Source organism: Bacillus sp. 3255, assembly GCF_031456485.1.
Classification (GTDB): Bacteria; Bacillota; Bacilli; order Paenibacillales; family NBRC-103111; genus Paenibacillus_E.
The window spans coordinates 280,750-293,289 of the sequence record NZ_JAVDUS010000008.1 but is presented as its reverse complement, the minus strand read 5'-3'; the positions used below and the strand labels follow the sequence as shown (position 1 = coordinate 293,289).

The 12,540-nt window shown below is 50.7% G+C and carries 8 protein-coding genes, 12 tRNA genes and 1 rRNA gene; all 21 read left to right on the top strand.

Translation table 11 applies throughout. From position 1 onward, the window contains the following. Positions 1 to 95, top strand: a 5S ribosomal RNA gene (gene rrf / locus J2X61_RS14945); the annotation flags it as partial. Positions 96 to 100: 5 nt separating this feature from the next. Beyond that, a tRNA-Asn gene (locus J2X61_RS14940) sits at positions 101 to 176 on the top strand. Between the two features lie 2 nt (positions 177 to 178). After that, positions 179 to 254: transfer RNA gene (locus tag J2X61_RS14935), tRNA-Thr, on the top strand. Positions 255 to 264: 10 nt separating this feature from the next. Further along, a tRNA-Glu gene (locus J2X61_RS14930) sits at positions 265 to 339 on the top strand. A gap of 14 nt (positions 340 to 353) precedes the next feature. Next, positions 354 to 429: transfer RNA gene (locus tag J2X61_RS14925), tRNA-Val, on the top strand. 12 nt (positions 430 to 441) lie between these two features. Beyond that, a tRNA-Thr gene (locus tag J2X61_RS14920) sits at positions 442 to 514 on the top strand. Between the two features lie 8 nt (positions 515 to 522). Continuing rightward, positions 523 to 594, top strand: a tRNA-Gln gene (locus J2X61_RS14915). An 8-nt stretch (positions 595 to 602) separates the two neighbouring features. Then, positions 603 to 675: transfer RNA gene (locus tag J2X61_RS14910), tRNA-Lys, on the top strand. A gap of 14 nt (positions 676 to 689) precedes the next feature. Continuing rightward, positions 690 to 769: transfer RNA gene (locus J2X61_RS14905), tRNA-Leu, on the top strand. A 38-nt stretch (positions 770 to 807) separates the two neighbouring features. Further along, a tRNA-Gly gene (locus tag J2X61_RS14900) sits at positions 808 to 882 on the top strand. A 6-nt stretch (positions 883 to 888) separates the two neighbouring features. Further along, positions 889 to 965 (top strand) — tRNA-Arg (locus J2X61_RS14895). A 21-nt stretch (positions 966 to 986) separates the two neighbouring features. Further along, positions 987 to 1,060, top strand: a tRNA-Pro gene (locus J2X61_RS14890). 9 nt (positions 1,061 to 1,069) lie between these two features. After that, positions 1,070 to 1,140: transfer RNA gene (locus J2X61_RS14885), tRNA-Gly, on the top strand. A 212-nt stretch (positions 1,141 to 1,352) separates the two neighbouring features. Then, complete coding sequence (ppc, locus tag J2X61_RS14880) at positions 1,353 to 4,139, top strand: phosphoenolpyruvate carboxylase (protein WP_274467404.1); 2,787 nt, start codon at positions 1,353 to 1,355, stop codon at positions 4,137 to 4,139. Between the two features lie 124 nt (positions 4,140 to 4,263). After that, on the top strand, positions 4,264 to 5,133 hold the full coding sequence (locus J2X61_RS14875; RefSeq protein ID WP_310188673.1) for a DMT family transporter: 870 nt from the start codon (positions 4,264 to 4,266) through the stop codon (positions 5,131 to 5,133). A gap of 60 nt (positions 5,134 to 5,193) precedes the next feature. Beyond that, a complete protein-coding gene (gene sigW, locus J2X61_RS14870; RefSeq protein ID WP_274467402.1) occupies positions 5,194 to 5,790 on the top strand; it encodes an RNA polymerase sigma factor SigW in 597 nt (198 codons plus the stop codon). Between the two features lie 69 nt (positions 5,791 to 5,859). Continuing rightward, the gene (locus tag J2X61_RS14865; protein WP_310188670.1) at positions 5,860 to 6,465 is read left to right on the top strand and encodes a zf-HC2 domain-containing protein; all 606 of its coding nucleotides are present in this window, start codon (positions 5,860 to 5,862) and stop codon (positions 6,463 to 6,465) included. Between the two features lie 187 nt (positions 6,466 to 6,652). Continuing rightward, a complete protein-coding gene (gene cdaA / locus J2X61_RS14860) occupies positions 6,653 to 7,468 on the top strand; it encodes a diadenylate cyclase CdaA (RefSeq protein ID WP_145659082.1) in 816 nt (271 codons plus the stop codon). Further along, on the top strand, positions 7,461 to 8,768 hold the full coding sequence (locus J2X61_RS14855) for a CdaR family protein (protein WP_310188664.1): 1,308 nt from the start codon (positions 7,461 to 7,463) through the stop codon (positions 8,766 to 8,768). The genes cdaA and J2X61_RS14855 overlap by 8 nt, the downstream gene beginning before the upstream one ends. A gap of 29 nt (positions 8,769 to 8,797) precedes the next feature. Continuing rightward, positions 8,798 to 10,138: a phosphoglucosamine mutase gene (gene glmM, locus J2X61_RS14850; protein ID WP_274467399.1), complete on the top strand. Its 1,341-nt coding sequence runs from the start codon at positions 8,798 to 8,800 to the stop codon at positions 10,136 to 10,138. Positions 10,139 to 10,673: 535 nt separating this feature from the next. Continuing rightward, positions 10,674 to 12,503: a glutamine--fructose-6-phosphate transaminase (isomerizing) gene (glmS, locus tag J2X61_RS14845; RefSeq protein WP_274467398.1), complete on the top strand. Its 1,830-nt coding sequence runs from the start codon at positions 10,674 to 10,676 to the stop codon at positions 12,501 to 12,503. Positions 12,504 to 12,540: the final 37 nt, after the last annotated feature.

The following is a 12,540-nucleotide window of genomic DNA, read 5'->3' as shown; positions in this document are numbered from 1 at the left end:
ACCCACGCGTTCCCATCTCGAACACGACCGTTAAGCCCTCCAGCGTCGATGGTACTTGAACCGCAGGGTTCTGGGAGAGTAGAACGTTGCCAAGCCGTATTCCCTGATAGCTCAGTTGGTAGAGCACTCGACTGTTAATCGAGTTGTCACAGGTTCGAGTCCTGTTCGGGGAGCCATTGCTTCCATAGCTCAGTCGGTAGAGTGCATCCATGGTAAGGATGAGGTCACCGGTTCGATCCCGGTTGGAAGCTCCAGTAAGTTTTTGGCCCGTTGGTCAAGTGGTTAAGACACCTCCCTTTCACGGAGGTAACAGGGGTTCGAGTCCCCTACGGGTCACCATCTTTATTAGTTATGGAGGCTTAGCTCAGCTGGGAGAGCATCTGCCTTACAAGCAGAGGGTCGGCGGTTCGATCCCGTCAGCCTCCACCATCTTATGAATATGCCGTTGTAGCTCAACTGGTAGAGCAACTGACTTGTAATCAGTAGGTTGGGGGTTCAAGTCCTCTCGACGGCATGCTTCATTGGGGATTAGCCAAGCGGTAAGGCAACGGACTTTGACTCCGTCATTCCAAGGTTCGAATCCTTGATCCCCAGTTCTTCATGAGTCATTAGCTCAGTTGGTAGAGCACCTGACTTTTAATCAGGGTGTCGTAGGTTCGAATCCTACATGACTCACTTTTAAATCATATGCGCGTATGGCGGAATTGGCAGACGCACTAGACTTAGGATCTAGCGGGCGACCGTGGGGGTTCAAGTCCCTCTACGCGCATCAAATCCTCAGAAGTTACATAACTCCTGAGGTACTCTGCGGAAGTGGCTCAGCGGTAGAGCATCGCCTTGCCAAGGCGAGGGTCGCGGGTTCGATCCCCGTCTTCCGCTCCATTATTTGCGCTCTTAGCTCAGCTGGATAGAGCATTTGACTACGAATCAAAAGGTCGGGAGTTCGAATCTCTCAGAGCGCGCCATTTTAAGTACCAAGATCATATCGGGACGTAGCTCAGCTTGGTAGAGCACCTGCTTTGGGAGCAGGGGGTCGCATGTTCAAATCGTGTCGTCCCGATATACACTCGCGGGTGTAGTTCAATGGTAGAACTTCAGCCTTCCAAGCTGGTAGCGTGGGTTCGATTCCCATCACCCGCTTTAAACGAGAAAGATCACCTTCGGGTGGTCTTTTTTGTTTATAGTGAGGCATTATACATAAATTACCACGCCATTATAGGCTCTTTTTTTATTTTAAGACTATGTGCCGCGGGCGGTTTGTGGTAAAATATTCTGAAATGAGTTTTTCTAACGTCTAGCTTTTATAGAGAGAAGCATTAATGCAACATAGTGAATAGATGAGGTGGAGAGTTATGATAGAGAATGTAGTCGGCCTACAGAAGCAAGGCACGAATAATCTGCTCCGCAGGGACGTACGTTTCTTGGGGCACATCTTGGGTGAAGTGCTTGTTCACCAAGGTGGCAATGATCTGCTGGATGTTGTTGAGAAAATTCGCGAGATGAGTAAATCTTTAAGAGCAACCTATGTCATCGAAATTTATGATGAGTTTAAGCATACGATCTCTTCGCTAGATCCAGAAATTCGTCATCAAGTGATCCGGGCTTTCGCTATATACTTCCAGCTCGTTAACATTGCCGAGCAAAACCATCGGATTCGTCGCAAAAGAGATTATGAGCGCTCATCCGGAGAATCCGTTCAACCTGGTTCTATTGAAAGCATTGTTCAAGAGCTTAAGAACAACGATACACCCTATGAAGAAGTACAAGAAATTCTGAAGTCCATTTCCTTGGAGCTTGTCATGACAGCACATCCTACGGAAGCGATGCGTAGAGCGGTGTTAGATATTAACCTGCGCATTTCCGAGGATATGATGAAGCTGGATAACCCGATGCTGACGGCACGCGAGCGCGAGCAATTGCGTGAGAAGCTGCTTGGGGAAGTACTCAACCTCTGGCAAACGGATGAGCTGCGTGACCGTAAGCCGACAGTTATCGACGAGGTTCGCAACGGTTTGTATTATTTCGACGAAACGTTATTCGACGTCTTGCCGGAGATTTATCACGAGCTCGAGCGCTGCTTGAACAAATACTATCCGCAGGAGAAATGGCATGTACCGTCTTTCTTGAAATTCGGTTCATGGATCGGCGGAGACCGCGACGGCAATCCGTCCGTTAGAGCGAATGTGACTTGGGAGACGTTGGGGCTGCACCGTCAACTCGCTCTACAGAAGTATGAAGAAGTACTGAAGGAAACGTTGGAGCATATGAGCTTCAGCAAAAATATTGTGACGGTAAGCGATGCGCTGCTGGCATCGATTCAGCAAGACCGCGAAGCGCTCGGTAATGTCCAAGATGTATGGCGGAACGAGAAAGAGCCGTACCGCATCAAGACAACGTACATGATCGAGAAAGTACACAATACAGGCAACCCGAACATACCTGCCAGCCAGAAATACAACAGCCCAGACGAGCTTATCGCCGACCTGCATATTATCGACGCGAGCTTGAGATCCCACTTTGCGGATTATGTCGCTGACAAATATACGAAGAAATTGATTCGTCAAGTTGAGCTTTTCGGCTTCCACTTAGCCGCTCTGGACATTCGTCAGCATAGCAAAGAGCATGAAGCTGCGATGACGGAGATTTTGGCCAAAATGGGCATTACGAACGATTACAGCAAGCTGACGGAAGAAGAGAAAATTGCGCTTCTGACCGAAGTGCTGAATGATCCAAGACCTATTACGTCTACGTATTTGGATTACTCCGAAGGTACGCAGGAGTGCCTGGACGTATACCGTACGGTTGGCAGAGCGCAGAAGGAATTCGGACGCAACTGCATTAACAGCTACCTCATTAGTATGACGCAAGGAGCAAGCGATCTCCTTGAAGTTGTTGTATTTGCCAAAGAAGCCGGCTTGTACCGCAGAGAGAGCGACGGCACCGTCACAAGCACCCTGCAGTCCGTTCCGTTGTTCGAGACGATCGACGACTTGCACGCGGCTCCAGGCATCATGAGCACGCTGCTGGCGATCCCTGCTTACCGAGCAAGCCTTGACCCGGTCACACAGCTGCATGAAATCATGCTCGGGTACTCCGACAGCAATAAAGATGGCGGTGTGATCACGGCGAACTGGGAGCTGCGTATGGCGCTTCAGGACATCACGGAAGCGGCCCGTAAGTTCGGCGTGAAGCTGAAGTTCTTCCATGGCCGCGGAGGCGCATTAGGCCGCGGAGGCATGCCGCTGAACCGCAGTATCCTCGCGCAGCCGGTAGAGACGCTGGGCGGCGGCATTAAGATTACGGAGCAAGGCGAAGTGCTGTCTTCCCGTTACTCGCTGCAAGGCATTGCTTACCGGAGCTTGGAACAGGCGACATTTGCGCTGATTACCGCATCCAAACTGTCTCGCTCGCCGCAAAGGCTTCCGCAGGAAGATAAGTGGGAGACCATTATGCGCGGCATTTCGGAGCAAGCGCAGACGAAGTATCAGGATCTTATTTTCCGTGATGAGGATTTCTTGACGTTCTTCAAGGAGTCCACACCGCTTCCGGAGATCGGCGAGCTCAATATCGGTTCCCGTCCGTCCAAACGCAAAAACAGCGACAGATTCGAAGATCTGCGCGCAATTCCATGGGTGTTCTCATGGACGCAAACCCGCTATTTACTGCCTGCATGGTATGCGGCTGGCACGGGGCTGCAAAGCTTCTATCAAGGGAATTCAGCTAACCTGGCAACCTTGAAAGAAATGTATGAAGAATGGTCATTCTTCCGTACGATGATTGACAATCTGCAGATGGCGCTTGCCAAAGCCGATCTCCAAATTGCCAAGGAATACGGCAACCTGGTGAAGGAATCGCAAATCGCAGAGCGTATTTTCAACCTGATTCGGGAAGAGTATGAATTAACGTCCTCGATTATTTTGCAAATCACAGGACAACAAGAGATTCTGGATAACGTTCCTGTTATTCAAGAATCCATCCGCCTGCGTAACCCTTACGTTGATCCGCTGAGCTATATGCAGGTCGAACTGCTGACAGAGCTCCGCGCGCTGCGTGAGAACAACGAGGACGATGCGATCTTGCTGCGTGAAGTTCTGCTTACGATCAACGGCATTGCAGCAGGTCTGAGAAATACAGGCTGATATTCATGTATAAAACATAAAGTCATAAGACAGGATGATAAAGTCGGGGGCCTCGAAATCGAGCGCAGCTCGACTTTTCCTGTACTTGTACATAAATGCCCATAGACGGAAGGTGTGTAACAGCATGGGGCGTTGGGTCGCGATTGTTCTTGTCATTATCGGTGCATCCAGTTACGGGGTGCTTTCTTCTTTTATCAAAATGGCCTACGGACAAGGATTCACGGATGGACAAATTACACCGGCACAAATGACGATGGGGACCTTACTTGTATGGCTGGTAGTACTTTGTCACAGACGATCATGGGTCAATCCTTTGACAGGACCCTGGATAAAGCTAAGCCTGATCGGGATATTCGGATTGGCGCTAACGACGGCGTTTTACAACATGGCCTTGGAGGCATTGGATGCTTCCTTGTCGATTATTTTGCTGTTTCAATTTACCTGGATGACGATTGCCATGGACTGTTGGCGACAGCGCAAGCTCCCTTCGCGGAGGGAATGCATAGCGATCTTGTTCATTCTGCTGGGAACATTGCTGGGGGTGAACGTTTGGGAAATGAATTTGGAACAGCTCAGCTACACAGGAGTGTTATTCGGGCTGTTGTCGGCTCTAACGTACAGCGGATTTCTATTTTTCACAGGTCAAGTCCAAAGCACGCTTCCGCCGCTCATGAACTCCGCCATGATGCTGACCGCTGCTCTTCCCGTGATGTTTATCGTATATCCTCCGACCGTATTCTTCCAGGAAAGTGGAAGGGTGCTGCTGCTCTGGGGGCTGCTTCTAGGCTTCCTGGGTCAGGCCTTGCCCACCGTCTCTTTTAATATGGGAATTCCACGTATTGGCAGCACGCTCGCCGCTATGTTAGGATCGATAGAGCTGCCCGTGGCGATCATCGCAGCCTTTCTAATTATTGGGGAGCCGGTTAATGGGATACAATGGTTAGGGATGGGGTTCATTTTGGGTGGTATTCTAATTTCTGAAAACAAAACGTAACTTGCTGCGTATGTAATAAGAAGGGAATCGAATTGCCTAAGAAGCCGGAGGAAAACGAAATTGAATTTTGTAGAGGCACGTCTGGCTAAACTGGCCAGGAATGGGGATCGGAATGCTTTTGCAGAGCTTGTGGAGCTCTATAAGGATAAGATCTTTCACTTGGCTTACCGCATGCTGAACAACAAACAAGAAGCCGAGGATGCGGTGCAGGAGACGTTCTTGCGCGTATACACGAACTTGCACCGATATGATGAGAATCAGAAATTTTCTACATGGATTTTCCGCATAGGGACGAATCTATGCATCGATAAGCTGCGCCGCAGGAAAAACACGTATTCCCTGGATGCGGAGATGCCGGATGGCGAAGGCAATGACTACTATGCCATGCTGCCCAGCAATGAAGACACACCGGAGAAACAAATCATGGTATCGGAGACGCAGGAGCAAATTCGCAGGGCCATTGCCACACTGCCGGAAAAATATAAGTCGATTGTAGTATTGCGCTATCTGCAGGATATGTCCCTCCAGGAGATTTCCGAAGTGCTGGATATGCCGGTTACCACGATCAAAACCCGCGTACACCGCGGACGTGAATACTTGCGGAAACGACTGGAGCAGGAGGAACAAGATGCCAATACAAATCCTGTTCCAAGATGAAACATATTTGAATTCCAAACGTAAGGTATACCACAACATGCAAAAGTCTAAGAAAGGGGTGGCTGCACGATGAATTGCAAAGAGGCCCTCCCGCTCATCCATGAATACCTCGACGGTGATTTGCAAGGACCGGAATCCCGGCAGTTAAAGGAGCATTTGATTGCTTGCCAGGCCTGCAACGCGTTGTTCAAGCAGTTAGAGAAGACGGAAGCGCTGGTCAGAATGCTGCCTCCCGTGAAAGCTGCCGACATACTGACGGCACAGATCATGAACGGTCTTCCTCCCATGAAGCAGAAGAGCGGCTGGATGGACTTTATTCGCAGACATCCCGCTGTATCTGTAGCTGTCGTGTTCGGCGCCGTGATGTTCGGAAGCTTCATGTCCATGTGGAATGACGATACGAACTTAATGGTCAAGGGCAGCAACCTGCAGGATGTCGTGATCCAAGGCGATACGGTGATCGTGCCGAAGGGACATACGGTGCAAGGGGATCTCGTTGTACAGCGCGGTAAGCTTCAAGTGGAAGGCGATGTTACTGGAGATTTGACCGTCATTGACGGTTCGTTAAACTTGGCATCAACAGCGCATATCTCGGGGGAAGTTACGCAGGTGAATGAAGCTCTGGGCTGGGTTTGGTATAAATTGGGCGAGTTCGTGGGCATGCTATCGAAATAGTCTTCAACGTCTTCTTATGGCAGTAAGCCGAAGGGGACGTTTTTTTTGTAAATCTATAGGTACATGGAACCAATTAACCTGGGAAACACTCAGATAGAGATAGAAAAATAGAAGTATACCTAGGTTTATGTTATGATTCTAGATATAGAGAGATCACTGTGTTCAGTCGCCTGGGGGAGAATAATAAATGGACTTACTCACGAGCATCTCGGCAAAGGATATCGTTGATATTCTGATCGTAAGCTATGTGATTTATAAACTGATCCTATTGGTGCGGGGAACGAGGGCCATTCAGCTCATGAAAGGTATCCTTGTAGTCGTGATCACCTGGGTATTCAGTATCTGGTTTAAACTCAGCACGCTGCAGTGGATGATGAATCAGACCTTTACGTTCGGAGTTCTAGGCGTTATCATTATCTTCCAACCGGAGCTTAGACGAGCTTTGGAGCAGTTGGGCCGCGGCAAGCTGTTCAGCCGGTCATCCAGCGAGGAAGATCAAGATGTTAACAAGCGTATCAGTGAGGTCATCCGGGCAGCGAATTATTTGGCGAAGAGAAAGATTGGGGCCTTGATTGTTTTCGAGAAAGAGACAGGCTTAACGGACTATGTAGAGTCCGGGATTGCCATAGAGAGCAAGATCAGTGCGGAACTCTTGATTAATATTTTCATTCCGAATACGCCGCTGCATGATGGCGCCGTTATTATTCGGCAAGGCCAGTTAATGGCTGCCGGCTGCTATTTGCCGTTGTCGGAGAATCCGTTTATCTCCAAGGAGCTGGGGACCCGGCATCGTGCCGCCATCGGGATGAGCGAGGTTTCGGACGCCATGTGCATCATCGTCTCGGAGGAGACGGGACAGATATCGTTGACGATGAACGGACATATTGTGCGGGATATCAAAGAAGAGTCTCTGATTGCGAAGCTGTTCGAAGAGCTGAAGCCGAAGGCGAAAGCGAACGAGAAGAACCCTTTCTTGAAATGGAGGGGCCGTTCGAATGGATAAATGGTTAAGGAATACGAATGTTGTAAGGATCGTAGCACTGGTTATCAGTATTTTACTCTGGGTTGTCGTACATATGGAAGAGACGAACATATCGGGGAGCTCACCACTGAGACAGCGCGAAGAAACGATTAATAACGTGGCTATCACGACGAAATATGATGACACTCATTATCACATCCTGTCTATGTCTCCATCGAACGTACAGGTGATTCTGAGCGGCAAGGAATCTGCGGTGAAGAAGGTTACCGCCAGCAATACGTACCAGATTGAGCTGGATTTGACCCAAGTGGGCAAAGGAGATCACCAGCTCGCTTTGAAGCCGGTAGGCTTTCCTTCGGATGTCGAAGTGCAGATCATTCCAAGAACCGTTCATGTGGTCATTGAGGAACTGCAGATGAAGGAAGTGCCGGTTGTCATTAATGTCAAGGGCACGCCGGCAGCCGGGCTGAAGGCGGGGCAGCCGATCGTGAAGCCGAACAAGGTCTATATCACGGCGCAAACGAGCAAGCTCGAGCAGATTGAGAACGTTCGCGGCGAGGTATCCGTTGATAAAGCGCAGGCTGCGGTGACGAAGCAGGTGAAGCTGCAAGCATTTGACAAAGACGGCAAGGAGATCAATGTCAATATGAATCCGTCGGTCGTGGATGTCGAGGTTCCGATTACGAGCCCATTCCAGACGATTCCGCTGCAGTTGAAGATCAGCGGGGAGCCGCCGAAGGGCTACGCGATCTCGATGGTTACGCAGAATCCGGACAAGGTTACCGTCTATGGCACACAGGACGTTGTGGACCGGTTGGAGTTCTATCAAGGACCGCAGCTCAACATTCAAGATTTGAAAGAAACGAAAGAGTTTTCACTGGACATTCCGCTCAGGAATAAAGTAACACAACTGGATCCTGCCAAAGTCACGGTGAAGGTGGAGATCGTTCCGTCCATCACCAGGGCGCTGGAGAATGTCCCGATTACGATCATCGGGGGCAATGAGAACTACGTAACGAAAGTGACGACACCGGAGTCTGCGCAGCTGAACCTATCCGTCGAAGGAGCTCCTGCCATCATCGAGCAGTTGAAGGTTCAGGATGTGCAAGCGATACTGGATGTCAGCAATTTGCCGCCGGGCAAGCATGAGTTGAAGGTATCGTTGAACCTTCCGACTTATGTGAAGCTTAGTGCGCCGCAAGATGTGAAGGCAGTCGTCGAGATCAGCGAGAAAACGCCTGCGTCACCTGCAGCGTCCGCTGCGGCAGGGGGAGCAGGAGCCGCAGCGACAACAGGACCCGCGAAAGTAACAAATCCATAATGGGAATAGAGAAAGAGGAGAATAGAGACATGGGGAAATATTTTGGTACGGACGGTGTGCGCGGCGTCGCCAATGGCGAACTGACACCGGAATTGGCATATAAGGTTGGCCGCTGCGGCGGATATGTACTAACAAGACAGGCGAAGCATCCGAAGGTCGTGATCGGGAGAGATACGCGGATTTCGGGTCCAATGCTGGAAGCTTCCTTAGTAGCAGGTCTGCTGTCGATTGGCGTAGAAGTGATCCGCATCGGTGTCGTCAGCACACCGGCGGTCGCTTATTTGACGAAGAAGCTTGGAGCGGATGCGGGCGTGATGATTTCCGCTTCCCATAATCCGGTGGAGGACAATGGGATTAAGTTTTTCGGCGGCGACGGCTTCAAGCTGCTCGATGAGACGGAGAACGAGATCGAACGGCTGCTGGACGCGGCTGTGGATGAATTGCCTCGCCCAGTAGGCGGCGAGATCGGTACGGTTTCAGATAACCCAGACGCGAAGCTGGCGTATCTGGCGTTCTTGAAGGAGACGGTATCCGAGTCTTTCGCTGGATACAAGGTGGTTCTGGATTGCGCGAATGGCTCCGCTTATGAGCTGGCGCCAATGATCTTCCGCGAGCTGGGAGCGGAAGTAATCACGATCGGCGCGGAGCCGAACGGGCGGAACATCAACGATGCATGCGGCTCCACACACCCCGAGAAGCTTCGCGAGGAGGTCGTGCGGCATGGCGCAGCCATCGGTCTTGCATTTGACGGCGACGCGGATCGTTTGATCGCGATCGATGAGACAGGAGAGGAAGTCGACGGCGACTTCATCCTGAGCATTCTGGGCGATGCGCTGAATCGCGCCGGGAAGCTGAACCACGGCACCATTGTGACGACGGTGATGGCGAATATCGGCTTTTTCAAAGGCATTGAGAAAGCGGGCTTAAAGGCGCTCCAGACGGCCGTAGGCGACCGTTACGTGATGGAAGAGATGCGTAAGGGCGGTTACAATCTGGGCGGGGAGCAATCCGGTCACGTCATCTTCCTCGATTACATCTCGACGGGTGACGGCATTCTTACGGCTCTGCAGCTTGTGAATACGTTGGTACAGTCCGGCCGCAAGCTCAGCGAGTTGAAGGGAATTATGCGCAAGTTCCCGCAATTGTTGGTCAATGTTCGCGTCGCGGACAAGAGCAAATTGAAGAACAATGCGGTGATTGAAGAGGCGATTCGCAAAGTGGAAGAAGAGCTCGGCGACAACGGCCGCGTGCTGGTTCGTCCATCCGGAACGGAATCGTTGATCCGCGTCATGGCCGAAGGGCCGGACAAGGAGCAGGTTGAGGCGTACGTGCATGATATTGCTAAAGTCATTCAAGAGCAATTGGTTTAGCTAGGCGGGAGCTTCCCCGGAAGTTGGAGATTACGACATCTTTTCCGGGGAAATCTGCGCCCATTTCGTGCTTTTCCGCGCTGCTGCATGCCATTATCGGGCGATCAGGGACATTTTGCTAGAAAAAAGAAGTTGCACGATGAGACAAAAATGAATATGATGTACTTACTCAAGAAGGAAGGGCAGGGCAGAGGTTGATCTCATAAACAATAGCGCCAGAACTCGCAGGCGGAACGGAATGTAGCCGGGAAGGTTACGACGCATGTGAGTTGACGAGGTGAAGGTGTTCGAAACATTCGGCGGGGACCTTCCGGTACGAGGAGTGCCGTTAAGTTGGAGAGCAAAAACGCTTGGGCGACCGGGCTGACAAGGATCCAACATCCCTTTTATTTTTCATGCAAATTTTTGGGTTTTCGTTGATATAGAAGTTTATTTGTTGTGTGCTTTTATCGGTTTATTTACTATGTGCTTACTTGAACAAGATCTTTGAAAAACAGCCTATCGAGGCTCATAAAACTATTGGAGGTACTACACTATGTGCGGAATCGTTGGATATATTGGAAAGCGTAACTCTCAGGAAATTTTGCTGGAAGGGCTGAAGAAGCTCGAATACCGGGGTTATGACTCTGCGGGTGTAGCTGTGTACACGGCGAACGGTTTGCAAATCAAGAAAGCGAAGGGCCGCATCGCGAATCTGGAATCCAAGCTTGAGGAGACTCCTCTGAACGGAAGCGTTGGAATCGGACATACGCGTTGGGCGACGCATGGCAAGCCATCCGATGTGAATTCTCATCCTCATACGGACAATTCCTTGAAATTCTCCGTTGTGCATAACGGGATTATCGAGAATTACATCACCCTGAAAGAAGAGCTTATGGCCAAAGGTCACCAGTTCGTTTCGGAGACGGATACGGAAGTCATTTCGCATCTGATCGCTGACCTGTATGAAGGCGATATTTTGAAAGCAGTGCAAAAGGCCGTGAAACAAATGACTGGCGCGTTCGCGCTAGGCGTACTGACGGAATATGAGCCGGATCGCCTTGTAGCGGTACGTCAAGCCAGTCCGTTGATCATCGGTATCGGCGAAGGTGAGAACTTCATCGGTTCGGATATTCCGGCAATTCTCGAGTACACGCGGAACGTTTTCATTTTGAACGATGGCGAAATGGCACTGTTGACGCGTGAAGGTGTCGAATTAATGACTTTGGAGGGGAATTTTATTTCCAGGGAAATGTTCCATGTCGATTGGGACATTGTAACGGCGGAAAAAGCCGGATTCGATCACTTTATGTTGAAAGAAATCTACGATCAACCCAAAGCTTACCGCGACACGATGGGCAGCCGCATTGCGCCGGACGGCCGCAAGGTTGCATTAAGCGAATTGACGATTAAGCCTGAAGCGCTTCGTCAAATCAGCCGCGTGCATATCGTTGCCTGCGGTACGGCCTACCATGCCGGTATGGTTGGGAAGTATGTGATTGAGAAAATGGCACGCATCCCGGTTGAGACGGATGTTGCCTCTGAATATCGTTATCGTTCCCCGATTATTACGAAAGATACGCTTGTGATTGTGGTAAGCCAATCGGGTGAAACGGCGGATACGCTGGCAGCTCTGCGCGAAGCGAAGCGCTGCGGCGCGCACGTGCTGGCGATCACGAACGTGGTGGGAAGCTCCGTTGCTCGTGAAGCGGACGACATTATTACGACGTGGGCAGGTCCTGAGATTGCCGTAGCTTCGACGAAAGCTTACACGTCTCAGTTGATTGCGTTCTACTTGTTCGGCATTCATTTGGCGCAAACGCTCGGCACACAGTCGGAAGAAGAAATTGCCGAGATGATTACAGCATTGAAAGAGCTGCCGGCTCAGGTTGAGGAGATTTTGGCGCAAGCCGAAGATCTGAAAGCTGTTGCCGAGGAAATGGCGAAGCATGACAACCTCTTCTTCATCGGCAGAGGCTTGGATTATGCCGTAGCGCTTGAAGGCTCCTTGAAGCTGAAAGAAATCTCTTACATTCACTCCGAAGCTTATGCAGCCGGTGAGTTGAAGCACGGTACGCTTGCTTTGATCGAAGATGGCATTCCGGTCATCGCGCTTGGCACGCAGCTTGAGCTGCTGGAGAAGACCGTAAGCAACATCAAGGAAGTGAAGGCGCGCGGCGCGAACGTGCTGGGCATCGCAGTGGAAGGCGAGCATGAGCTGCAGAAGTCAGTAGACAGCACATTCGTCATTCCGAAGACGCTGGATGTTCTGTCGCCGGCCTTGTCAGTCATCCCGCTGCAGCTGCTGTCCTACTATGCGTCCTTGGCGCGTGGGAACGATGTTGATAAGCCGCGGAACTTGGCGAAGAGTGTGACGGTGGAATAAATGGGAAGGACCCGATGCGATATCAGCATCGGGTCCT